Below are 24413 nucleotides of genomic sequence, written 5' to 3' on the forward strand. Positions count from 1 at the left end.
AATGAAAGCTCATGCGCAACGTCTTATCGCCGCGCGCCTCGGCCTCGCGCTGCTCACGCTGCTGCTGGTCTCGGCGGTGGTGTTCGCCGTCACCGGGCTGCTGCCGGGTGACGCGGCCCAGCAGGCGCTCGGCCAGGCGGCGACACCCGAGGCCGTCGCCGCCCTGCGGCATCAGTTCGGGCTCGATCAGCCCGCGCTGCAGCGCTACGTCGAGTGGCTGGTGCAGGTGGTGACCGGCAACTTCGGCATCTCGATGTCGAACAATCTGCCCGTCAGCCAACTGATCGCGACGCGCCTGCCGAACTCGCTGGTGCTTGCCGGTCTCACGGCGCTGGTCTCGGTGCCGCTCGCGCTGACGGTCGGCATTGCGTCGGCCATGTTTCGCGGCTCGCTGCTCGACCGCACGCTCAACGTGCTGACGCTGTCCACGGTGGCGGTGCCGGAGTTCCTGATCGCGACCGTCGCGGTGCTGATCTTCGCCGTGAAGCTGCGCTGGCTGCCGGCGCTGTCGTATCTGTCGGAAGTGGATTCGTTCGGCGCATTGCTGCGTATCTACGCGATGCCGGTCATGACGCTGTGCTGCGTGCTGGTTGCGCAGATGGCGCGCATGACGCGCGCCGCGGTGCTCGATCAGCTCAATTCGTCGTACGTGGAAATGGCGGTGCTCAAGGGCGCCTCGCCGGTTCGGGTGGTGTGGCGGCACGTGTTGCCGAACACCGTCGGGCCGATTGCCAACGCGGTGGCGCTGAGCCTGTCGTATCTGTTCGGCGGCGTGGTGATCGTCGAATCGATCTTCAACTATCCCGGCCTCGCGAGCCTGATGGTCGATGCGGTCACGAATCGCGATATGCCGCTCGTGCAGGGCTGCGTGATGGTGTTCTGCGCGGCCTATCTCGCCCTCGTGCTGATCGCCGATCTGTGCCAAATCGTCTCTAACCCGAGGCTACGTCGATGATGAGCCAACCTACCAATCCCCACCACGTTCCGCACGCCGGCACGGAGCTGTACGACGTGCAGCGCGACGAACTGGTCGCCGAACCCGCGCCCGTCGAAACGGCCGCGTTGAAGCAGGGCGTGTTCAAACGGCTCGTGCAGCGTTTTTCCGTGCTCGGGCTGATCGGCCTGACGATGGTCGCGTTCTGGCTGCTGGTCGCGTTCGTCGGGCCGCTGGTCGCGCCGTACAAAGGCGGCGCGCTGACGTCGACGGAAATTTTCGGCCGGTATAGCGCGGCGTATCCGCTCGGCACCGACTATCTCGGCCGCGACATGTTGAGCCGGATTCTCTACGGCGCGCGCTATACGGTCGGCCTCGCGCTGGCCGCCGCCGTGCTGGCCAGCGTGATCGGCACGTTCTTCGGTTTGCTGGCTGCAGTGTCCGGACGCTGGGTCGATGAAATTATCAGCCGTCTGTTCGACGCGCTGATTTCGATTCCGAGCAAGGTGCTCGCGCTGGTGGTGATCGCCGCGTTCGGTTCGTCGATCACGATGCTGACCACGGTCGCGGCATTGGCCTACATTCCCGGCGCGTTCCGCATTTCGCGCTCGCTCGCGGTGAACCTGATGGGCCTCGAATACGTGCAGGTGGCGCGGGCTCGCGGCGAAGGCATCTTCTATATCGCGCGGGTCGAGGTGCTGCCGAACATGATTCATCCGATGCTCGCGGATTTCGGCTTGCGCTTCGTGTTTATCGTGCTGCTGCTCAGCGGGCTCAGTTTTCTCGGGCTCGGCGTGCAGCCGCCGAATGCCGATTGGGGTTCGCTGGTGCGCGAGAACATCGGCGGCTTGTCGGAAGGTGCGCCCGCCGTGTTGATGCCCGCCGTCGCGATTGCGACGCTGACGATCGGGATGAATCTGCTGATCGACAATTTGCGGCGTCGCGGCCGTAGCCATGGAGGTGCGTGATGGCCGAGCGGGACATGATTGAAGTAAGAGGCCTGCGGGTCGTCGCCGGCGCGGCGCCGGGGGCCGTGACCGAGATCGTCAAGGGCGTCGATTTTTCGGTGAAGCAGGGCGAGGTGCTGGCGCTGATCGGCGAGTCGGGCTCGGGCAAGACGACCATTGCGCTGGCGCTGCTCGGCTATGCGCGAGCCGGATGCTCGATCAGCGGCGGCTCGGTGTGTATCGGCGGACTCGACGTGTTGTCGCTCGACGCGAAAGGACGCCGCGCATTGCGCGCGCGCACCGTGGCCTATGTCGCACAGAGCGCGGCGGCCGGTTTCAATCCGGCGCGCACGATCATGGATCAGGTCACCGAGCCGGCGCTGCTGCATCAGTTGATGACGAAAGAGGCGGCGCGGGTCAAAGCGATCGACCTGTTCCGCGCGCTGGCGTTGCCCGCGCCGGAGACGATCGGCGAGCGTTATCCGCACCAGGTGTCGGGCGGGCAGTTGCAGCGCTTGATGGCCGCGATGGCGCTGATCACCGATCCGGCCGTGGTGGTGTTCGACGAACCCACTACCGCGCTGGACGTGACCACGCAGATCGAAGTGCTCGCGGCCTTCAAGAAGGTGGTGCGCGAGTTGGGCACCACGGCCGTGTACGTGTCGCACGATCTGGCGGTGGTCGCGCAGATGGCGGACCGCATCGTCGTGCTGAACGGCGGCGCGGTGAAAGAAAACGGCGCGGTCGCGCAAGTGCTCGATGCGCCCGTGGATGCGTACACGCGTCAATTGCTGGCCGCGACACGCCGCCCGGAACTCGAACTGGAAGCGCCCCTCAACCCCGGCAAACATGTGCCGCCGTTGCTGGAGATTCGCGGGCTGTCGGCGGGGTATGGCCGCATCGACCGGTTCGGATCGCCCGCCGTGCGCGTGCTCGACGACGTCAGCCTGACGATTCCGCGCGGCCGCACGCTCGGCGTGATCGGCGAATCCGGTTCCGGCAAAACGACGCTGGCGCGTGTGGTGGCCGGGTTAGTCGATCGTGCGAGCGGCGAGGTGCTGTTCAACGGCAAGCCGTTGCCCGCGCAACTGTCGCGGCGCACGCCGGAACAATACCGGCAGATTCAGATCGTGTTCCAGAACGCCGACACGGCGCTGAATCCGAGTCATTCGATTGCCGACATTCTCGGCCGGCCGCTCGCGTTTTATCACCATCTGCGCGGCTCGGCAGCGAAGAAGCGGATGCTGGCGCTGCTCGATCTGGTCAAGCTGCCGGCGTCGATCGCCACGCGCACACCGGCCGGTTTGTCCGGCGGTCAGAAGCAGCGCGTGAATCTGGCGCGCGCGCTCGCCGCGGATCCCGCGCTGATTCTGTGCGACGAAGTCACCTCCGCGCTCGACACCGTGGTCGGCGCGGCGATCCTCGATCTGCTGGCTGAATTGCGGCGCGAGCTGGGTGTGTCGTACATGTTTATCAGCCACGATATTTCGACAGTGCGCGCGATCTGCGACGAAGTGATCGTGCTGTATGCCGGCCATCGCGTGGAAGCGGGGCAGCGCGACATGCTTGCGGCGCCGCCGTATCACCCTTACACGGGCCTGCTGGTCGATTCGGTGCCGGTGTTGAAACCCGGTTGGCTCGACGCGCGTCGCGGGGTCGTCGCCAGCGCGTTGCCGGCAATGGGCGAGAGCGCCGATATCGCCGAGCTGTGCGCGTTCCGCGCGCGTTGCCCGGTACGGATCGACGGCATGTGCAACATGACGCCGCCGTCCATGAAGAAGCTGCCTTCCGGCGCGGAGATTCTTTGCCACCATCCCGCCGCGGAACTGAACCGCTTGCAAACCCTGGAGACGATCCCGGCATGAACGGACGATTTGTACGGCTAGCGGAAACGGGCCGTCGCACCTTCGCCATCACGGTGGACGGTGTGGCGCGCGAAGCCGCCGAGGGTGACACGCTGATGGTCGCGCTGCTGACCGGCGCGACCACCTTGCGCGATTCCGAATTCGGCGACGGACGTCGCGCCGGTTTCTGCCTGATGGGCGCGTGCCAGGATTGTTGGGTGTGGACCGCGCAAGGCGAGCGCGTGCGCGCGTGCAGCACGCCCGCCGCGCCCGGCATGTCGATCGTCACGAAGCTGGCGGAAGCCGGGGAGGGTGTATGGCCGCGCGGATAGTGGTGATAGGCAGCGGGCCGGCGGGCGTGCGTGCCGCGCAGGCGCTGGTCGAAGCGGGGCTGCGGCCGACCGTGATCGATGAAGGACGGCGCGACGGCGGGCAGATTTATCGGCGGCAACCGGAAGGTTTTTCGCGCAGCTACGCGACCTTGTACGGCACCGAGGCCGAGCGTGCCGCTTCGCTGCACCAGAGTTTCGATGCGTTGAAGAGCAAGGTCGACTATCTGCCGGACACGCTGGTGTGGAATATCTCGCCGAATGCGTTGCATCTGGTGAGCGGCACGCGCTACCGGACGTTGCCGTTCGACGCGCTGATTGTTTGCAGCGGCGCGACCGATCGGTTGATGCCGGTGAAAGGCTGGCATCAGGCGGGCACGTATAGCCTCGGCGGCGCGCAGGTCGCGTTGAAATCGCAGGGCTGCGCGATCGGTTCGCGTGTCGTGATGATGGGCAGCGGGCCGTTGCTGTATCTCGTGGCCGCGCAGTACGTGAAGGCGGGCGCGCAGGTCGCGGCGGTGCTCGATACGTCGACGTTCATGCAGCGCGTGGCCGCATTGCCGAAGTTGCTGGCGATTCCCGCTGCGTTGAAAAAAGGCATTGCGTTGACGCGTGTGCTTGCCCATGCACGCGTTCCGGTTCATCGCGGCGTGCAGCCTGTCGAGATCAAAGGCACGCCGCAACACGGCGTGAGCGGTGTGGAAGTCGCGCTGCCCGGCGGCGCGCACCTCGAGTTCGCGTGCGATGCCGTCGCGCTCGGTTATCACTTGCGTCCCGAGACGCAACTCGCGGATCTCGCGGGCTGCCGCTTCATCTTCGACGACGCCGCGCAGCAGTGGCTTCCGCATATCGATGCCGACGGCCGCAGCAGCATCAAAGGCGTTTATCTGGCGGGCGATGGCGCACGCGTGCGCGGCGCCGACGCGGCCGAACGCTCGGGCCGCCTGGCCGCGCTGGCGGCGCTGCAGGATCTCGGCACGCCGGTTGAGGGCGTGGAGCGCTTGCGCGCCGAACTCGCGCGCTTCACGCGCTTCGCCGCGGGGTTGAGAGAAGCGTTTCCGTGGCCGGCGAAATTCGCTGCCGCGTTGCCGGACGAAACGATCGTCTGCCGGTGCGAAGCGATCACGGCCGGCGAATTGCGCCGCGTCGTGCACGCGAGCGGCGCGCAGGAAGCCAATCGCGCGAAGGCGTTTTCGCGCGTCGGCATGGGCCGCTGTCAGGGGCGTTATTGCGGCCATGCGGGCGCGGAGATCATCGCGGCGGCGGCCTGCGTGCCGCTGTCTTCCGTGGGACGGTTGCGCGGCCAGGCGCCGGTTAAACCGCTGCCCGTAGCGTTGGTCGAAGAGGTGAGCGAATGAGCGCGACTTCCTCCATTAAGGGCGGCGAGGCCGACGTCATCGTGATTGGCGGCGGCATTGTGGGGACCACGACGGCGTTCTTTCTGCGCCAGCGCAACCGTTCGGTGATTCTGCTCGAACGCGGTCTCACGGGACAGCAGGCGAGCGGCGTGAACTTCGGCGGGATTCGCCGGCAAGGCCGCTCGTTGCCGCAACTGGCGATGTCGAACCGCGCGCTGCGTACGTGGCAGCGTTCGGCGGAACTGCTCGGTGAAGACGTCGAGTTTCTGCCGGTAGGCCATACGCGGGTCTGCTATCACGAGAAAGACGTTGAGAATTTCGATCAGTACGCGATCGATGCGCGCGCGCATGGTCTCGATCTCGAAGTGCTGCACGGCGAGGCCCTGTTCAAGCGTTATCCGTTTCTCGGCCGCGAAGTGCTGGCGGCCTCGATTTCGCCGCTCGACGGCCACGCCAATCCGCGACTCGCGGCGCCCGCATTCGGCCGCGCGGCGGCGCGGCTCGGTGCGCAGATCGTCGAGAACACGGAGATTGTTCGCGTCGAGAAAGACGGGGGGCGGTTTCGCGTGGAGAGCGCGCGCGGCGACGTGTATTGGGCGGCGCAACTCGTGATCTGCGCGGGTGCATGGGCCACCCGTCTCACTGAGCAATTCGGCGAAACGGTGCCGCTCATTGCGAGCGGCCCGCAAATGTGCGTGACCGAGCCGGTGCCGTATGTGTTCAAGTCGTCGATCGGCGTGTTCACGTCGATCAAGGAAGAGAGCATTTACTTCCGGCAGATTCCGCGCGGCAACATCATCGTGGGCGGCGGGCCGCCTGGGCCTGCGGATGCCGTGACTTGCCGCGCTTCGGTGCTACCGGCCAATACGGTGGGTCAACTGAAGCAGATGCGCCGGATCGTGCCCGCACTCGCGCCGCTGCATATCATCCGCGTGTGGAGCGGCGTGGAAAGTTATCTGCCCGACAGCGAGCCGGTGATCGGTCCGAGCAGCAAGGTCGATGGCCTGTTTTACGCGTTCGGTTTTTGTGGTTCGGGTTTCCAGATTGGCCCGGGCGTGGGCGAGACGATGGCGGAACTCGTCGGCACGGGCAGCACGGCGATTCCGCTCGACACGTTTTCCATTCGGCGATTCGCCACCCGACAGGCGGCGGTCCGTTCGAGCACGGTGATGTCATGACACAGTCGCTTGGGCTTAATGCCGCGCGGGCGTTCATCGAAGCGCACTTCGACGAACCGGTGACGCTCGCGCAACTCGCGGCGCTGTCCGCGTTGAGCGTGTCGCGCTTCGCGACGGTGTTCCGGCAGGAATACGGTTCGTCGCCGTACCGGTATCTGTGCGGGTTGCGGATCCAGCGTGCGCAGACGCTGTTGCTCGAAGGCGTGCCGGGTTCGGTGGTGGCGACCGAGGTCGGCTTCTTCGATCAGAGCCATTTCGGACGGCATTTCAAGCGATGCTGCGGGATGACGCCGAGTATGTTTATCGAGCGTGCTGGCGGCCGTGCTGTGAGCGTTACTGCGCCGCGTTCAGCTTCCGCCATAACGTCGTCTTGCTGATGCCGAGCGCGGCGCACACCGCGTCGCGGTCGCCGCCGTGCGCGACCAGCGCCGCGCGGATTTCGTCGGCTTCCACGTGGCGGCTGCGTTCGCGTAGCGTGAGCGCTGATTTTTTCGCGCGCGGTTGAAGGTCGAGTGTGATTTCAGGCGCGACGGTGCGCAGTATTTCGCGCGTTAGGGCGGCGCCGCTTGTGCCGCCTTGAAGCGCGTCGGTGTCGGTCTCCGTGTCGGCATCGGCGAGTTCCACCGCGAGCCGTTCGATCACGTTCTGCAATTCACGCACATTGCCCGGCCACGGATAGTGCCGCAAGGCGTCGCCGAGACCTTCCAGAACCCGTTCCGCCGCCGCGGCATCCGGCAGACGTGCCGCGAGCCTTGGCTCACGCGCGGCGGCCTGCAATAGCAGTTCGACGGCGAGCGGCAGCAGGTCGGTGGGGCGCTCGCGTAGCGGTGGCAGCGCGATGCTCAAAATGTTCAGCCGGTAGTACAGGTCCGCACGGAACCGCCCCGCTGCGATGCCCTCCGTCAACGCACGATGCGTGGCCGCAACGACGCGGATATCGACCCGCGTCGGCTCCGTCGAACCCAACCGAACCACCTCGCGTTCCTGCAGCACGCGCAACAACCGGCTCTGCAACGACAACGGCATTTCGCCGATCTCGTCGAGAAACAGCGTGCCACGATGCGCCACTTCGATCAGCCCCGCCTTGCCGCCTTTGCGCGCCCCAGTGAACGCGCCTTCCTCATAGCCGAACAATTCGCTTTCCAGCAACGCCTCGGGAAACGCGCCGCAATTGATCGCGACGAACGCGAAATCGCGCCGCGCGCTCAACTGATGCATGCTCTGCGCGACCATTTCCTTACCCGTGCCGCTTTCGCCGAGAATCAGAACGGTGGCGTCGGAGCGCGCGTAACGCCGGACCAGCGTGCGTACCCGTTCGATCGAATCGGACGCGCCGACGATATCGTCGAGCCGGTAACGTGCGCTGAACTGCTGCACGCGCTGCCGCGAGCGCAACGTGCGGTCGAGCCGTTCGACTGCGCGCGATTCCTGAAACGTCAGCACCGTGCCGGCCGCCGCGCCGCTGCTCGCCAGCGGCCCGCGATGCACGACGTAACTCGCGCCGCGCACCGTGCAGAAAGCGTCGCCGTCCGCTTCCGGCAGACTGCCGGCGAGATCCGGCGCGAGTTCGAGCAATACGCGGCCTACCGCGCGCGCGGCGTCGACGCCGAGCAGGCTGGCGAGGCGCTGGTTCATCGCTTCGACTCGTCCTTGCGCGTCGAGCGCCACCACGCCATCGCGCAGATGTTGCAGCAGATTGTCGAGCCGTTGACGACGCACCGTTTCGCGGCGGGTGGCTTGCGCGACTTCGAGCGCGGTGTCGAAGGCGGCGCGTATCGACGCGCGCGAATAGAGAAACACTGCGCCCATGCCGGCGTTTGCCGCGAGGTCGGTGGCGAGGCCGGGACCGACCAGCATGTCGATGCCGCGATCGCGCAGATCGAGCACGACGCTTTCCGCGTCCTGCGCGGATTGATACGACGCTAACGTGACGTCGAGTGCGAAGGCGGCGACGAAGCGCCGTACTTCGTCCGGCGTATTGCCGTGCGTGACGAGGGCGACGTTCGTGCCATCGCGCCGCGCGCGGGCGAGCGCATGCATCACGTCGAAACCGGTCGGGCTGATCTGCACGACCGGAACCGACACGCGGGTTTTCAGATACGCGCCGTTGGAGCCGCCCGCGATCACGACATCGGGACGACCCGCGCCTGCCGCTTCGATCTCGCGCACCGCGTCTTCGAAACCGTGCGACACGATGCGCAAATCCGCGCGCTCCACGTATTCACCGGCGATGTCGAAAAACAGATCGCGCAGGCGACTAATGCTGAGCGCCCAGATACGAGGGCGCTGGCCGGGTTCGAAAAGCGGTGTGCTCAAGATGGCGTGCTCGCGGCGGGCGTAGGAGGTCCGGCTATTATGCGCCTGTCGATTTCCAATTTGAAATTTCAATTTCAATTATGAAATCGTTCGTGGATGATGCCAGACAGAGGTTTTTTGTTAAATCAGTCACTTAGCTCCGTCTGCCGCGCCTGGCCCGTTCTTTGCATTTCAGGCTGCAGTCAAAGTCAAAGCACCCCCAATGCATCTGGAGACATACCCATGAGCGAAGCAGACAACAGCACGCCGGCCGCAGGCGCATTCAAACCGAAGAAATCCGTCGCGCTGTCGGGCGTGACGGCAGGCAACACGGCGCTGTGCACGGTCGGCAAGACCGGCAACGACCTGCATTACCGTGGCTACGACATTCTCGACATTGCCGGCGCGTGCGAATTCGAAGAGATCGCTTATCTGCTGGTCCACGAAAAGCTGCCGACCCAAGCCGAACTAACGGCCTACAAGACCAAACTCAAAGGCATGCGCGGCCTGCCCGCGAACGTGAAAGCCGCGCTCGAATGGATTCCGGCCGCCGCCCACCCGATGGACGTGATGCGCACCGGCGTCTCGGTGCTCGGCACCGTGCTGCCGGAGAAGGACGATCACAGCCTGCCGGGCGCACGCGACATCGCCGATAAGCTGATGGCCTCGCTCGGTTCGATGCTGCTCTACTGGTATCACTACTCGCACAACGGCAAGCGCATCGAAGTGGAAACCGACGACGATTCGATCGGCGGCCATTTCCTGCACCTGCTGCATGGCGTGGAGCCGTCGAAGTCGTGGGTCGACGCGATGCATGTGTCGCTGAACCTGTACGCCGAGCACGAATTCAACGCGTCGACCTTTACCGGCCGCGTGATCGCGGGCACGGGTTCGGACATCTATTCGGCGATCACCGGCGCGATCGGCGCGCTGCGCGGCCCGAAACACGGTGGCGCCAACGAAGTCGCGTTCGAAATCCAGTCGCGCTATCAGACGCCGGACGAAGCCGAAGCGGACATCCGCCGTCGCGTGGAAAACAAGGAAGTGGTGATCGGTTTCGGTCACCCGGTGTACACGATTTCGGACCCGCGCAACAAGGTCATCAAGGAAATCGCGAAAAAGCTCTCGAAAGAAGCGGGCAACAACAAGCTGTTCAGCATCGCCGAGCGGCTCGAATCGGTCATGTGGGAAGCGAAGAAGATGTTCCCGAATCTCGACTGGTTCAGCGCGGTGTCGTATCACATGATGGGCGTGCCGACGGCGATGTTCACGCCGCTGTTCGTGATCGCCCGTACGGCCGGCTGGAGCGCGCACATCATCGAGCAGCGGATCGATAACAAGATCATCCGCCCGAGCGCGAATTACACCGGTCCGGACGATCTGCCGTTCGTGCCGCTCGCGAAGCGCGTGTAACACCGTTTGTGTTTTCTCCTCCATTGCGTCTCTAGAGCGCGATGCAATGAAGTTAGGCCTTGGCTCGCTGAAACCCCGAGCCAAGGTCGTTTTTTGCAGCGGCATGCCACGGCGCGTTTACCCGGCCAGCAGCAAACCAGCGCGCGACAGCGAGCTAAACTACTCACACTGTCCGACTGATCCGCCGGCCGAGCGCCGCTAACAAAGGATCAGCGGATGGCGACCGGCACCAGCCGTCGTCCCCGGATCATTACTGTTCGTCCCCTACGCCATGAATACTGCCAACCGCAAACGCCTTCCCGGCACCCAACTGGACTTCTTCGACACGCGCGCCGCGGTCGACGCGATCCAGCCCGGCGCTTACGACACCTTGCCGTACACCTCGCGCGTGCTGGCCGAAAACCTCGTGCGGCGCTGCGATCCGGTGACGCTGGTCGCGTCGCTGAAACAGATTATCGAACGCAAACGCGAGCTGGATTTCCCGTGGTTTCCGGCGCGCGTGGTGTGTCACGACATTCTCGGCCAGACCGCGCTGGTCGACCTCGCCGGCCTGCGCGATGCGATCGCCGCGCAAGGCGGCGATCCCGCCATGGTCAACCCGGTGGTGCCGACGCAACTCGTGGTGGACCATTCGCTGGCCGTCGAATGCGGCGGCTTCGATCCGGACGCGTTCGCCAAGAACCGCGCGATCGAAGATCGTCGTAATGAAGATCGCTTCGATTTCATCAACTGGACCAAGCGCGCGTTCAAGAACGTCGACGTGATTCCGCCGGGCAACGGCATCCTGCACCAGATCAATCTCGAACGGATGAGCCCGGTGGTGCAGGTGAAAGACGGCGTGGCGTTTCCCGATACGCTGGTCGGCACGGATTCCCATACACCGATGGTGGACGCGCTCGGCGTGATCGCGATCGGCGTGGGCGGACTCGAAGCGGAAAGCGTGATGCTGGGCCGCGCTTCGTATATGCGCTTGCCGGATATGGTCGGTGTGGAACTGACGGGCAAGCCGGCCGAAGGCATCACGGCAACCGATGTAGTGCTCTCGTTGACCGAATTCCTGCGCAAGGAAAAAGTGGTCGGCGCGTACCTCGAATTTTATGGCGCGGGTACGGCGAGTTTGACGCTCGGCGACCGCGCGACGATCGCCAACATGGCGCCGGAATTCGGCGCGACCGCGGCGATGTTTTATATCGATGAGCAGACCATCAAGTATCTGAAGCTCACCGGCCGCGATGACGAACTCGTCAAGCTGGTGGAGACGTATGCGAAGGAAACTGGCTTGTGGGCCGATAGCCTGAAGCACGCCGAGTACGAGCGCGTGCTCACGTTCGATCTGTCGACGGTGGTGCGCACGTTGGCGGGGCCGTCGAATCCGCATCGCCGTTTGCCGGTGTCGGAACTGGCGGCGCGCGGCATTAGCGGCAAGGTGGAGAACGAGCCGGGTTTGATGCCGGACGGTGCGGTGATTATCGCCGCGATCACCAGCTGCACGAACACCAACAATCCGCGCAACATGATCGCCGCCGGTCTGCTCGCGCGTAATGCGAACCGGCGCGGCCTGACCCGCAAGCCGTGGGCGAAGACGTCGCTCGCGCCGGGCTCGAAGGCCGTCACGTTGTATCTGGAAGAGGCCGGCTTGCTGCCGGAACTGGAGCAACTCGGCTTCGGCGTGGTCGCGTATGCGTGTACGTCGTGCAACGGGATGTCCGGTGCACTGGATCCGGTGATTCAGAAGGAAGTGGTCGAGCGCGATCTGTATGCGACCGCTGTGCTGTCGGGTAACCGGAATTTCGATGGCCGGATTCATCCGTACGCGAAGCAGGCGTTTCTCGCTTCGCCGCCGTTGGTGGTGGCGTATGCGATTGCGGGCACGATCCGTTTCGACATCGAGAAAGATGTACTCGGTGTCGACGCCGACGGTCACGCTGTCACGCTGAAGGACATCTGGCCGACCGATGCGGAGATCGATGCGATCGTGGCTTCTAGCGTGAAGCCGGAGCAATTCCGCAAGGTGTACGAGCCGATGTTCGCGGTTTCAGTGGACACGGGCGCGCCGGCGAATCCGTTGTATGACTGGCGTGAGATGAGTACTTACATTCGACGTCCGCCGTATTGGGAAGGCGCGCTTGCAGGTGAGCGCACGCTCGCAGGCATGCGTCCGCTGGCCGTGCTGGGCGACAACATCACGACGGATCACCTGTCGCCTTCCAACGCGATTCTGCTGGATAGTGCGTCGGGCGAATACCTCGCGAAAATGGGCCTGCCGGAAGAGGATTTCAATTCGTATGCGACGCATCGCGGCGATCACCTGACCGCGCAGCGCGCCACCTTTGCGAATCCGACGCTGAAGAACGAGATGGTGGTCGAGGACGGCGAGGTGAAGGCCGGTTCGCTGGCACGTATCGAGCCTGATGGCAAGGTTACCCGCATGTGGGAAGCCATCGAAACGTATATGGAGCGCAAGCAGCCGTTGATCGTGATTGCCGGGGCTGATTATGGCCAGGGCTCGTCGCGCGATTGGGCGGCCAAGGGCGTGCGGCTTGCCGGTGCGGAAGCGATTGTGGCAGAGGGCTTCGAACGGATTCACCGGACGAATCTCGTCGGCATGGGCGTGTTGCCGCTGGAGTTCAAACCTGGGGTGAACCGGCTTACGCTGGCTATCGACGGTACTGAAACGTTCGACGTGATCGGTGAACGCAAACCGCGTGCAGATTTGACGCTGGTGATTCATCGCAGGAACGGGGAGCGTGTCGACGTGCCGGTGACATGCCGGCTCGATACCGCGGAAGAGGTTTCCATTTACGAAGCCGGCGGCGTGTTGCAACGCTTCGCGCAGGATTTTCTGGAATCGTCGAAGGCGGCGGCTTAAGGCTGCTTTTCTAGCCTTTCTGTTGGATTGGTTGGCTTGGTTGCGTCGCTGGGATTGCATTGAAGAGGTTTTATCGCTTCATGCGGCTCCCGGCGGCGAACGTAACGCAGGGTGCGAGCGGCAGAGTTTATTAGAGCCGCTCGCCATATCAGGACACTTTCATGGCCCACTCACCCCAGATCAAGATTCCGGCTACCTATATGCGTGGCGGCACCAGCAAAGGTGTGTTCTTTCGCCTGCAGGATTTGCCCGAGTCGGCGCAAGTACCCGGCGCCGCGCGCGACGCGTTGCTGATGCGCGTGATCGGCAGCCCCGATCCTTATGGCAAGCAGACCGACGGTATGGGCGGCGCGACGTCGAGCACCAGCAAGACGGTGATCATCGCCAAAAGCAGCAAGCCCGATCACGATGTGGATTACCTGTTCGGGCAGGTATCGATCGATCAGGCTTTTGTCGATTGGAGCGGGAATTGCGGCAACCTTTCCGCTGCGGTCGGGCCGTTCGCGATTAGCGCGGGACTCGTCGATCCGAGCCGGATTCCGCGTGACGGCGTCGCTATCGTGCGGATCTGGCAGGCCAATATCGGCAAGACGATCATCGGCCATGTGCCGATGACGGATGGCGCTGTGCAGGAGACCGGCGATTTCGAACTGGACGGCGTGACCTTTCCGGCGGCCGAGGTTCAGCTTGAATTCATGGACCCGGCGGCGGAAGAAGAGGGCGGCGGCGGGTCGATGTTCCCGACCGGCAATCTGGTGGATGAACTTGACGTGCCGGGCGTTGGTACGTTGAAGGCGACCATGATCAACGCGGGTATTCCGACTATTTTTATCGAGGCGGAAGCGATCGGGTACAAGGGCACGGAGTTGCAGGACGCGATCAATAGCGACGAGAAAGCACTCGCGATGTTCGAGACGATCCGTGCGCATGGCGCGTTGCGGATGGGGCTGATCAAGCAGCTCGACGAGATCGCGACGCGGCAGCATACGCCGAAGGTCGCGTTTGTCGCTAAGCCGGCCGAGTATGTGGCTTCTAGTGGCAAGCGCGTTGCGGCGGCGGAGGTTGATGTACTGGTGCGGGCGATGTCGATGGGCAAGCTGCATCACGCAATGATGGGAACGGCTGCGGTGGCGATCGGCACGGCGGCGGCGATCTCGGGGACGTTGGTGAATCTTGCGGCTGGTGGTGGCGAGCGCGAAGCGGTGCGATTCGGGCATCCGTCAGGGACGTTGCGCGTGGGGGCGGAGGCGCGTGAGAGCGGCGGCGAGTGGACCGTGACCAAGGCCATCATGAGTCGTAGTGCGCGCGTGTTGATGGAAGGGTGGGTGCGGGTGCCGCGTGAGGGAGATTGATTGAGGGCGTCGAGATGTCAATAGATCCTGTCAGGCTCAAGCTGGAAGAACTTCTGGATGCAAACGCCCGCTTCGATCTGGCGGCCAGAGGCACAACCAACCATTGTCCGATGGCGCTTGTCGCATTGGCCGAAATGGGGGCGTCCGCAGAGAGACTGCAGGCGTTCTTCGATAGGTGGGAGCGAGAGTACGCGTTGAGCGCGTCTCCGGTCGAAACGCTCATTGCGCGCGGAGAATGGTCCCGGCACCTCGGCAATGCCGCTGCGTTCGGTGCTTTGCGTCTATTGTTTCTGGACTGGATCACGGAAGTCGGATCGGCTCCGGTCATCGTGGCTGTGCTGAACGAAGTGCCGTTTGCACCGGCAAGCGAAGCCTTTCACGCGCTCATCAGGCTGACGTATGGCATTGAGGCGGCGCATTCCGGCGAGATCGCTTCGGGCCTGGCGGCGTTGGTTTCTTCGCATCTGCCTGTCGACGTGCAGTTTGATGAAAGGCGTGCCGCGGAAAGTGTCGAGGCCGCGTTTGAACATGTCGTCGACGCAATGGGCGGTAGCGCTGTCGAAGGGAGTTCGATTACGTCACGCCTGCGCGTTGTTGCAAGCGACGTGCGATTCAGGCAAGCCGTCCTTGCACCTCCAGTCTCGGCATGTTTACTCGATGACGTGGCGCAGGCGACGATTGCCGCTTACTGGCGCTCGCGAAATTTCACGATCCTCCACACGGTGACCGCCTCACACGCGGCGCGAATTCTTTTCGCGCAATTGCCGGAGGCGATGGCGGCGCGATTGTTGCCCGGCTTGTGGGTTGCGTTGTGCGCGGCTTATGTGACGGTGGGCAGGCGGGCGAGCGGGGAAGGGGATGTTCCTGATCTCGCCGTGAGCTGGAGCGACGTGCAGCGATTAGCCGTGGCTTCGAACGACGATCACGTGATCAAGCTGGCGTACACGTGTCTTTGTGAGTACCGTCGGCAGCCATCGGCGGTTTATCTTGCGGCGGCGGCGCGGGTGGTGGGGTTGGATTTGGGGCGGCGGTAGAGGCGTCCCCGCTTCGCCTCCCACGCAACGCCCGTCGCTCTCGCCTGTGAGGGTATCTCCGGCGACGACCCTCTACTCTGCGACAGCCTCTTCGCGCAAACGACGAGCTTCGTCGCGCAGGAACTGCTGGTAATCGTCAAGATCGCCGTCAAAGGGCTCGACGCCGCCCTTCGTGACCAGCCAGAACTCATCGCAGACGGCGCGCAGCAGGGCGCGGTCGTGACTGACCAGCATCACAGTGCCTTCGAATTCGTTGAGCGCCATGGCCAGCGCTTCGCGTGTGGCCAGGTCGAGGTGGTTGGTCGGCTCATCGAGCAGCAGCAGATTCGGGCGCTGCCACACGATCATGCACAACACGAGCCGCGCCTTTTCGCCGCCGCTCATCGTGTGAACCGCCTGATGAACCATGTCGCCACTGAAGTTGAAGGTGCCGAGGAACGTGCGAAGCGATTGTTCGGTGCTGCTCTGGCCAGGGGCGCGCATTTGCGGCGGCGTGTCCTTGGCGAGACGGATCATGTGTTCCATCGGCGTATCGAACGGGCGCAACACGTCGAGTTCCTGCTGGGCGAAGTAGCCGATGTTCAGGCCCTTACCTTCGCTGATTTCGCCGGCGATCGGCGCCAGCGAATGCGCCACCGTCTTCACTAGTGTGGACTTGCCCTGGCCGTTGGCACCGAGAATGCCGATGCGCTGCCCGGCCAGCACGGAACGGTTGATGCCCCGCACGATGACCGTGGGCGGCGTGTCCGGCGGCGCGTCGGCCGGCGCGGGGTAGCCGAAGCTCGCGTCCAGCATCGACAGCAGCGGGTTCGGGACGTTGAGGGGCTCCTTGAACTCGAAGGTGAACTCCGCATCGGCAAGCACCGGTGCGATCTTCTCCATGCGTTCGAGCGCCTTGACCCGGCTCTGCGCCTGTTTCGCCTTCGAGGCCGTGGCCTTGAAACGGTCGATGAATTTCTGCAGGTGGGCGATCTTGTCCGCCTGCTTGGCCACCGAGGCCTGCTGCAACACGAGTTGCTCAGCGCGCATCTCTTCGAACTTGCTGTAGTTGCCGCCATAACGCACGAGTTTGGCGTTGTCGACGTGCACCGTCACCTGCGTCACCCCGTCGAGGAATTCGCGGTCGTGGCTGATCACGACGAGGGTTCCTTGATAGCGTTTGAGCCACGCTTCCAGCCAGACCAGCGCGTCGAGATCCAGGTGATTGGTCGGTTCGTCGAGCAGCAGCAGGTCGGACGGACACATGAGCGCGCGCGCCAGTTGCAGTCGCATGCGCCAGCCGCCGGAGAAACTGTTGACCGGCTGGCTAAGCTGTTCAGCGGTGAAGCCAAGACCCTGGATCAGCGCCTGGGCACGCGCGGGGGCGTCGTGGGCACCGGCGTCGTGCAGTTCCATGTAGGCGTGCGCCATGCGCATGCCGTCGTCGCTGGCCTCGGCGGCGGCGACTTCGGCCTGCGCGGCCAGCAGCACGGTGTCGCCCTCGACGACGAAGTCGGTCGCGTTCTGGTCGGTTTCCGGCATGTCCTGCGCGACCTGGCCCATCCGGTATGCGGCGGGAATCGAGAATTCACCGCTATCTTCGTGCAACGTGCCGTTAAGCAGGCCGAAGAAGGACGACTTGCCGGCGCCATTGCGGCCGACAAGACCGATCTTTTCGCCGGGGGTGAAGGTGGCGGACGCGTTGTCGAGTACGACGTTAACGCCGCGGCGCAGGGTGAGATTACGGACGGAAATCATAAGGAGCTACTTCGGAGAGGAGTCGCATGATAGCCGACTGGACGGGTGGGGCTGGTTATTGTCTGAGTGGGCTGGCGGTTTGGGGCGGTTGTTGGAGGCAAAGCGAGGCGGGGACTGGCGCAGCGGGGGACGGTTGCGGGCCAGTGAATAGGGCGATGAATGATGGCGCCTGGCCGCACTTTTTGCGCGATGACGATCGGCTGGGCGCTCTTCGCCGAACCCCTTCGGAATCTCCGCCTCCTGGGCCCGCTTGCAGCAACCTGCGAGACGGATAGTCCTGAAGTAAAGACAACTATTTCCCAATACCGAGAAGGAATTCGCGATCGGACTCGGGCATTGAATTGAGCCATTCCGATTCGGCTCCAGGTGCGGGCAACACCTTACCGTACTCAACCATCTGGGACGGCGATAACTCCGAGAGATACACCCAAACGGAGCGCTTTTCGGCCCCCGTCGCGTTTGCGACAAGCGTGACGAGAGCTTCGAGCAAACCTTTCTTCTGATCCGCGCTTCTGCCCGCACGGATCTGTCCCTGGACGAATAACAGATCCGACACGAGCGGTGCTCCGCCGAGGAAGTGATCGCCAGCCGGAATGGCCTGAAAAATCACCTGCGCGAAAAAACCTTGCGCGCCGGTCGCCTCACTGTGTACGCGTGTAATGTCTCGCGCGATCTCCCGCTTCTGCGGATCGGTAAGCCGCCCAGCGGCCGCAATGACGGTATAAGTTGGCATGCTGCTCTCCTGTTGCGATTGCACGTTACGATTAATACGCCTTGCTATCGACAGATTGTGACCCATTCAGCGTTACCGATCCATCGATCGAGACGCGTTGATCCCGCTCTCCGTAGAGCGCCGCGTGCATCATCGACCGATTGAGTTCCCCCTCCCACGCCGATACTACGCCAACCGCTACTGCATTACCCATGACGTTCACCAACGGCGTGACTGTGCCGACACGGCCACCGGCAATGCAAAGGCAGTGGCCATCGCGAGCGCAGCGGCGCAGAACTTAAGGAGGTTCATGATTACTCTTTTTCGCAAGATGGGTTGGCGGACTTACTGGGCGGTCGTGGCGCTCGGCGTGTAGCGCGGCGCGGCCTTGGCGTTCGCGAACCGGGGAGCCAGCGCGCGACGGTCGGCTTCCCACTTCGTCCAGTCGTCACCATCGTGCAGCGTCGGGATGGTCACGAGTTCGCCCTGATCGAGGCCCGCGAGCGCGGCATCCACCAGATCGTCGGCTGTCATCGTGCTCGCGGCTTCCTTTTGCTTCGAATAGCCGGCGACGTCCCAGAACTCGGTTGCCGTCGCTGCCGGCAGCACGGTCTGCACACGCACGCCCTTGCCTGCGAGGTCACGCTGAAGCGCATGACCGAAGCTCAGCACGTACGATTTCGAGGCGCTGTACACACCGTTCAACAGCTCGACTGCAATGCCGACCACCGAACTGATGTTGATGATCGTGCCCGAGCCCCTGGCGACGAACGCAGGCGCAACCGCGTAGGTGAGACGCGTCAGCGCCGTGATGTTCAGGTTGATCATCGACTCCATGGCGTCGACGTGGCCGTCGAGAACCGATGCAACCGAGCCGATGCCCGCGTTGTTCACCAGCATCGTGATACGCGGGTCTTCGCGAAGCAGGGTCTCGATTTTCGCGAGCGCAGCCTTGTCGTTGAGATCCGCGGCAATCGTTTCGATCGAGCGACCCGTCTCTTTCGTGAGGCGCTCTGCGAGAGCGTTCAGGCGCCTCTGGTTGCGTGCCACCAGAATAAGGTCGAAGCCGCGCTTGGCGAGTCGGTCGGCGTAGATGGCGCCAATGCCAGCCGACGCACCGGTGATCAGCGCGAAACCGTTTGTAGAGGAAGTCATTTTTAGTCCTTGAGTGAATTGTTGAACCAACAAGGCGTTGGTTCATGGAGCGAATTCTGAACTCGGCCGTCCACGACCTCAATGCCATATATGCAATGATTCCGGACACTCCCTCCTCCACATTGATGTCCGTTATGTGCTACCTTCAACGAATCAAGCCATGACTCGCGAGGCATCAATGCATTCCGTCGGACTTGTCGTCTATCCCAACTTCCAGTCGCTCGCGCTTGCAGTGGCGAGCGTCTTCGAATATGCCAATCTGCTGCGCGGTGAAGCAGCTTACGAATTCAGCATCGTGTCCGAGCACGGTGGACCTATCGCTTCGTCCCAGGGTTTTTCGGTTCATAGCGAACCACTTGCCGAAGAGGGCTACGACACCCTCATCGTGGCAGGCGACAACGAATGCCGCCTTCCTTCGGCTGCGCTCGTGGATTACCTTCGAAAAGCGCCGCGCCAATCGCGACGAATTGCGTCGATCTGTACCGGTGCATTTGTTCTGGCTGCTGCAGGTCTGCTGGAAGGAAAGCGCGCAACGACACACTGGTTCCACGCGCGCGACTTCGAGAAGCAGTATCCGAACGTACAACTCGAAGAAGACCGCATCTTCGTCGTGGATGGACAGGTCTGGACGTCGGCCGGCATGAGCGCCGGCGTGGATCTCGCGCTTGCGATCGTCGAAAACGACTTCGGGCTGGACACCTCGCGCATGGTTGCGCGCAAGCTGGTGCTTTATCAGCGTCGCGGTGGCGGTCAGTCGCAGTTTTCGGCGCTGCTGGAGATGGGCGCGCGCTCAGACCGCGTTCAGATGGCACTCGCTTACGCGAGCGAAAACCTGGCGAGCGATTTGTCGGTCGAGCGGCTGGCCGAAGCGGCACGGCTCAGTCCGCGTCAGTTCAGCCGCGTGTTTCGTGAGGAAACGGGTCAATCGCCCGCGAAGGCAATCGAGCGGCTTCGCGTTGAAGCCGCTCGACTGATGATGGAGACGACTCGTCACCCGATCGAGATCGTTGCGAGAGAGACAGGCTTTGGTGACCGGGAGCGGATGCGTCAAGCGTTCCTGCGTGCATTCGGTCAGCCACCGCAAACCATACAGCGGGCGTCGGGTGTCACACCCCTTGCGCTTTAAGCGTAGTTCGCCTTACTGCCCGCCCGGCGTCCACTCCGGGCTATAACGCGGTTGACGGCGCGCGCGAAATTGGCCGTGCGACGGTTGGTCTGTCTACATCGCAGCCTTCGGCAGTTGCCAGCCGTGTGTGACGGCAAGCATCCGCAGCACGAAGCAGACCGCGCCGCTGAGCAGCGCAGTTGCGACCGGTGGCACCTCGAAGCGTCGCGCGGCGACGAGCGCAACACCGCCGACGAATGCCGCACTCGCATAGATATCGGTGACCAGAACGCTCGGCACGCGCGCGAGCAGCAGGTCGCGGATCACCCCACCGCCCACGCCAGTCACAGTGCCCATGAGCGTCGCGATGAACGGTCCGATTCCGAAGTTGAGCGCCTTCTGGGCGCCCGCCACCGCGAACAGCGCGAGCCCTGCCGCATCGAGCGTTGTGACGAGCAGCGGAGGAAGTTCGCGCGCGGCGCCGTGAAAGACGAAGGTCAGCAGTCCCGTCGCGAACGCGAGCACGGGATAACGCCAGTCGCGTACCGCATTCGGCGGCGTCGCGCCAATCAGCAGATCGCGTATCACGCCGCCACCCAGCGCGACTACGAACGACAGCACCATCACGCCGAGCAGATCGAGGCCGCCGTGCATCGCGGCTAACGCACCTTCGAACGCGAATACAGCGGTGCCGGCAAGGTCGGCAGCAAGCACGACCGATTCGATTCTTTTCATAGAAGTCGGGAGCGGATTAAAGAGGAGGACTGGCGGAATGCCGCCCGGTAACTGACCGCGATGATAACCGCGACTGGGCCTTTCATTACCTGCACCCGTTAGCGAACCCGGGCCAAATGAGCAAGCAATGCCATGATGTTCGCATTCGGGGAGCGCACCCACAAAGGCACATACTCAGAAGAAGTGGCGCCCGAAAGCGCCTCGTCGCGGTCATGCCGTCGATTTGGCAGGCCGACGGCTGTGGGTCGAACTCGGTCCGTCGCCGAGCTCAACGTTCCCACCGACGAGAGACGACATTTCATCTTATTAAATTCGATCCTCCTTCGCGCGCAATAGTTCACCCGACCGATACACCGAAACGTTAGCGTCACGCATCGACGCACTGTCGAACGTCCGAAAGTGGCCGAACCAAGACCGCTGGTGAGTGCCTCAATTCGACCCGTTGCCGCCGTCTAACGGGACGCCGCTTTTGTGACCGCTCCCGCAGGAGAAACGGTTGTCCGCATCGCGGAACTCGTCTCTTCGCAATCTGGGGGAGGAATTCTGGTCGGGCACGTAAGGCAATTCTCAGTTAAAAAGTCGATGACTCCGTGGATGGTATCCAGGGCCGCGGCATAGTAAATGAAGGTCCCCTCTCGGCGGCCCGATACAAGATTCGCTCGCGACATGTCCTTGAGATGGAAAGACAGGCTGGACCGAACGATTCCCAGTCGCACGGAAATTTCGCCTGCGGGCAAACCGCGCGGCCCCACGCCAACGAGGATCCGGAAGATGGCCAATCGCGACCGGTGTGCTATTGCGTGTTGATTTGCACTGAATTCTGACCCACCTGACACGGTGATTTGCATCGAATATTGACCCACGTGGAACACACTGGCCCGCTGTGCAGCTAGCGGGAGAACGGAGTGATCGACATGGCAATATTGAGCATCATCCGACGCTGGCATTATCGCGATCATGTCTCGCTACGCGAGATCGCCAAACGGCTTGGCGTTTCAAGAAACACCGTCAGGCGCTATATACGTGCCGGCACCGTAGTGCCCACCTATCCGGAACGGCAGAGCCCGAGCAAGCTCGACGGATTTGCGGCCAAGCTCGCCGGCTGGTTAAAGACGGAAGCAAACCGGCCGCGCAAACAGCGCAGAACCCTCAAGCAGATTTACGCTGACCTCACCGTGTTGGGATTCACAGGGTCCTACGACCGGGTCGCCGCCTTTGCGCGCCGCTGGCGACAGGAGCAGCAGGAGCAGGCAAGGAGCGCAGCACGTGGCACCTTTGTGCCGCTGACCTTTGCACCCGGAGAAGCATTCCAGTTCGACTGGAGCGAGGACTGGGCCGTGATCAACGGCGAGCGCACCAAGTTGCAGGTTGCGCAGTTCAAGCTCAGTCACAGCCGGGCGTTCTTCCTGAGGGCCTATCTGCTGCAAACCCACGAGATGCTGTTCGACGCTCACTACCACGCGTTCGTGGCGTGGGGCGGCATTCCGCGCCGTGGCATATATGACAACATGAAGACCGCTGTCGACAAGGTTCGTCGTGGCAAGCTGCGGGACGTCAACGCGCGCTTCAGCGCCATGGTCAGTCACTATCTGTTTGACGCCGAATTCTGCAATCCGGCCTCAGGCTGGGAGAAGGGGCAGATCGAGAAGAACGTTCAGGACAGCCGTCACCGGCTGTGGCAACGCGTGCCGGCGTTCGGTTCGCTCTCTGCATTAAACGACTGGCTGGCCGACCAGTGTGTCCTGCTCTGGCAGCAGACGCAGCACCCTGAGCAGGACACAACGATCTGGGACGCGTGGTCGGTCGAGCGACCCCATCTGATGCCGGTCGGCCAGGCATTCGACGGCTTTGTCGAGCACACCAAACTCGTCTCGCCCACGTGTCTGGTGAGTTTCGACCGCAACCGGTATAGCGTGCCGGCGGCATTTGCGAACCGGCCCATCAGCCTGCACGTCTACGCGGCCCAGCTCGTCTTCGTCGCCGAAGGGCAGGTCATCGCGGAGCACGTCCGGCGTATCAACCGCAGCCATGATCGCGGAGAAACCATCTACGACTGGCGTCATTACCTCGCAGTCCTGCAGCGCAAGCCTGGAGCATTGCGCAACGGCGCGCCGTTCGCAGAGTTTCCTGCCGCCTTCAAGCGGCTGCAGACAATCCTGCTGAAGCACGCCGGTGGCGACCGGGAGATGGTCGAGATACTGGCGCTGGTGCTGCTGCACGACGAACAGGCCGTACTCACCGCCGTCGAGCTGGCACTTGAGGCCGGTGCGCCCTCAAAGCAAACGGTGATGAACGTCCTGAGCCGGCTGCTTGACGGGGCTCCCGTGCCTCCGCTGCAGACGCCCCAGGCCTTCGCCCTGCGCGTCGAGCCGCAAGCCAACGTCGGCCGTTATGACGACCTGAGAGGCCGGGAGGATCATCATGCAGCCTGACGCCATGATGGAAATGCTCAAGTCACTGAAGCTGCACGGCATGGCCCAGGCGCTTGGCGAGCTGGCCGCGCAGGATTCCCCCGCGTACAAGTCGGCATCGCTAGTTCTGGCAGGTCTGCTCAAGGCGGAGATGGCGGCCCGTGAGGTACGTTCACTGGCCTATCAGATGAAGGTCGCCCGCTTCCCGGCGTATCGGGATCTCAACGGCTTTGACTTCGGTTGCAGCGATGTCAACGAAGCAACCGTGCGTCAGTTGCATCGGTGTGAGTTCATGACATCGGCACACAACGTCGTGCTGGTCGGCGGACCGGGCACGGGCAAAACGCATCTGGCGACGGCGATTGGCGTGCAGGCGATCGAACATGATCGAAGCCGCGTGCGTTTCTTCTCCACCATTGAACTCGTCAATGCGCTTGAGCAGGAGAAGCTGACTGGAAAGCCTGGGCAACTGGCTGTGCGTCTAATGTACGCCGACCTCGTCATCCTCGACGAACTGGGTTATCTGCCGTTCAGCCAGACCGGGGGCGCCTTGCTCTTCCATCTACTGAGCAAACTCTACGAGCGCACGAGCGTCGTCATCACAACCAATCTGAGCTTCTCTGAGTGGGCCAACGTCTTCGGCGACGCGAAGATGACCACGGCGCTGCTCGACCGGCTCACACACCACTGCCACATTGTAGAAACCGGCAACGATAGCTATCGTTTCAGGAACAGCACGACACAGCCTGAAAAGGAGAGAAAACGAACCCCGAAACACCCAACCTGAACCCCAAAACTGGATCAAAGGGTGGGTCAGTATTCGATGCAAATCCTGGGTCCGGATTCAGTGCAAATCAACACAGTTTCCACACAGCCTCGATCGCTAAGATAAAACAAAGGCCAATGTTGGGGCTGTGCATACCAATGTTGAGGCCGCGCAATCCAAGGATGCGACTGCGCAAACGATAGCGTTGCCGCGAAAATGTATGCAGCGAAGGCACATGT

20 protein-coding genes are annotated in these 24413 nt (G+C 63.1%); 14 read left to right on the plus strand and 6 right to left on the minus strand.

The window, feature by feature from the left end:
- Position 1 precedes the first annotated feature (1 nt).
- From FA94_RS22555 to FA94_RS22585, 7 genes are read left to right on the plus strand one after another with little or no spacing between them, the layout of a single operon-like run.
- Positions 2-955: an ABC transporter permease gene (locus FA94_RS22555; protein WP_035555356.1), complete on the plus strand. Its 954-nt coding sequence runs from the start codon at positions 2-4 to the stop codon at positions 953-955.
- Positions 952-1902, plus strand: coding sequence for an ABC transporter permease (locus tag FA94_RS22560; RefSeq protein ID WP_156126690.1), 951 nt, complete (start codon positions 952-954; stop codon positions 1900-1902). The genes FA94_RS22555 and FA94_RS22560 overlap by 4 nt, the downstream gene beginning before the upstream one ends.
- Positions 1902-3746, plus strand: a complete 1845-nt coding sequence (locus FA94_RS22565; RefSeq protein ID WP_035555359.1) for an ABC transporter ATP-binding protein — start codon at positions 1902-1904, stop codon at positions 3744-3746. Before FA94_RS22560 ends, FA94_RS22565 begins: the two co-directional genes overlap by 1 nt.
- Positions 3743-4057 (plus strand): (2Fe-2S)-binding protein, encoded by a 315-nt coding sequence (locus FA94_RS22570; protein WP_035555362.1) that lies wholly within the window; start codon positions 3743-3745, stop codon positions 4055-4057. Before FA94_RS22565 ends, FA94_RS22570 begins: the two co-directional genes overlap by 4 nt.
- Positions 4042-5412, plus strand: coding sequence for an FAD/NAD(P)-dependent oxidoreductase (locus tag FA94_RS22575; RefSeq protein WP_035555365.1), 1371 nt, complete (start codon positions 4042-4044; stop codon positions 5410-5412). The genes FA94_RS22570 and FA94_RS22575 overlap by 16 nt, the downstream gene beginning before the upstream one ends.
- On the plus strand, positions 5409-6590 hold the full coding sequence (locus FA94_RS22580) for an NAD(P)/FAD-dependent oxidoreductase (RefSeq protein ID WP_035555368.1): 1182 nt from the start codon (positions 5409-5411) through the stop codon (positions 6588-6590). The genes FA94_RS22575 and FA94_RS22580 overlap by 4 nt, the downstream gene beginning before the upstream one ends.
- Positions 6587-6967 (plus strand): helix-turn-helix domain-containing protein, encoded by a 381-nt coding sequence (locus FA94_RS22585; protein WP_035555372.1) that lies wholly within the window; start codon positions 6587-6589, stop codon positions 6965-6967. The genes FA94_RS22580 and FA94_RS22585 overlap by 4 nt, the downstream gene beginning before the upstream one ends.
- On the opposite strand, the gene prpR is transcribed toward FA94_RS22585, so the two are convergent.
- Positions 6924-8906, minus strand: coding sequence for a propionate catabolism operon regulatory protein PrpR (gene prpR / locus FA94_RS22590; RefSeq protein WP_035562711.1), 1983 nt, complete (start codon positions 8904-8906; stop codon positions 6924-6926). The two genes, FA94_RS22585 and prpR, sit on opposite strands and share 44 nt — an antisense overlap.
- Before the next feature lie 222 nt (positions 8907-9128).
- Between prpR and prpC the strand changes: the two genes are divergently transcribed.
- The 4 genes from prpC (at position 9129) to FA94_RS22610 (ending at position 15553) form a co-directional block, all read left to right on the plus strand.
- Positions 9129-10298: a bifunctional 2-methylcitrate synthase/citrate synthase gene (gene prpC, locus FA94_RS22595; RefSeq protein WP_035555375.1), complete on the plus strand. Its 1170-nt coding sequence runs from the start codon at positions 9129-9131 to the stop codon at positions 10296-10298.
- A gap of 271 nt (positions 10299-10569) precedes the next feature.
- Entirely contained in the window at positions 10570-13167 is a 2598-nt protein-coding gene (gene acnD, locus FA94_RS22600) for a Fe/S-dependent 2-methylisocitrate dehydratase AcnD (protein WP_035555379.1), read from the plus strand.
- Between the two features lie 161 nt (positions 13168-13328).
- Positions 13329-14519, plus strand: a complete 1191-nt coding sequence (prpF, locus tag FA94_RS22605) for a 2-methylaconitate cis-trans isomerase PrpF (protein ID WP_035555382.1) — start codon at positions 13329-13331, stop codon at positions 14517-14519.
- Between the two features lie 14 nt (positions 14520-14533).
- On the plus strand, positions 14534-15553 hold the full coding sequence (locus tag FA94_RS22610; RefSeq protein WP_035562714.1) for a questin oxidase family protein: 1020 nt from the start codon (positions 14534-14536) through the stop codon (positions 15551-15553).
- Between the two features lie 72 nt (positions 15554-15625).
- Here the strand turns inward: FA94_RS22610 and FA94_RS22615 are convergent, their stop codons facing one another.
- The 3 genes from FA94_RS22615 to FA94_RS22630 form a co-directional block, all read right to left on the minus strand.
- Positions 15626-17290, minus strand: a complete 1665-nt coding sequence (locus FA94_RS22615; RefSeq protein ID WP_035555385.1) for an ABC-F family ATP-binding cassette domain-containing protein — start codon at positions 17288-17290, stop codon at positions 15626-15628.
- A 292-nt stretch (positions 17291-17582) separates the two neighbouring features.
- Positions 17583-18023 carry a tautomerase family protein gene (locus tag FA94_RS22620; RefSeq protein WP_035555388.1) on the minus strand — a complete coding sequence of 147 codons (441 nt, stop codon included), beginning with the start codon at positions 18021-18023 and terminating at the stop codon, positions 17583-17585.
- Between the two features lie 324 nt (positions 18024-18347).
- Positions 18348-19157 (minus strand): SDR family NAD(P)-dependent oxidoreductase, encoded by an 810-nt coding sequence (locus FA94_RS22630; RefSeq protein WP_035555394.1) that lies wholly within the window; start codon positions 19155-19157, stop codon positions 18348-18350.
- Between the two features lie 178 nt (positions 19158-19335).
- On the opposite strand from FA94_RS22630, the gene FA94_RS22635 reads away from it, so the two are divergent.
- Positions 19336-20283, plus strand: coding sequence for a GlxA family transcriptional regulator (locus tag FA94_RS22635; RefSeq protein ID WP_035555397.1), 948 nt, complete (start codon positions 19336-19338; stop codon positions 20281-20283).
- Between the two features lie 93 nt (positions 20284-20376).
- Here FA94_RS22635 and FA94_RS22640 read toward each other — a convergent pair whose 3' ends face one another.
- Both FA94_RS22640 and FA94_RS38140 read right to left on the minus strand, forming a co-directional pair.
- On the minus strand, positions 20377-20997 hold the full coding sequence (locus tag FA94_RS22640; RefSeq protein ID WP_035555400.1) for a trimeric intracellular cation channel family protein: 621 nt from the start codon (positions 20995-20997) through the stop codon (positions 20377-20379).
- 452 nt (positions 20998-21449) lie between these two features.
- Complete coding sequence (locus tag FA94_RS38140; protein WP_081936040.1) at positions 21450-21845, minus strand: ArsR/SmtB family transcription factor; 396 nt, start codon at positions 21843-21845, stop codon at positions 21450-21452.
- A 66-nt stretch (positions 21846-21911) separates the two neighbouring features.
- Between FA94_RS38140 and istA the strand changes: the two genes are divergently transcribed.
- Complete coding sequence (istA, locus tag FA94_RS22645) at positions 21912-23429, plus strand: IS21 family transposase (RefSeq protein WP_156126484.1); 1518 nt, start codon at positions 21912-21914, stop codon at positions 23427-23429.
- Positions 23419-24195: an IS21-like element helper ATPase IstB gene (gene istB / locus FA94_RS22650; RefSeq protein ID WP_035546074.1), complete on the plus strand. Its 777-nt coding sequence runs from the start codon at positions 23419-23421 to the stop codon at positions 24193-24195. Before istA ends, istB begins: the two co-directional genes overlap by 11 nt.
- Positions 24196-24413: the final 218 nt, after the last annotated feature.

This window comes from Burkholderia sp. 9120 (assembly GCF_000745015.1).
Lineage (GTDB): Bacteria > Pseudomonadota > Gammaproteobacteria > Burkholderiales > Burkholderiaceae > Paraburkholderia.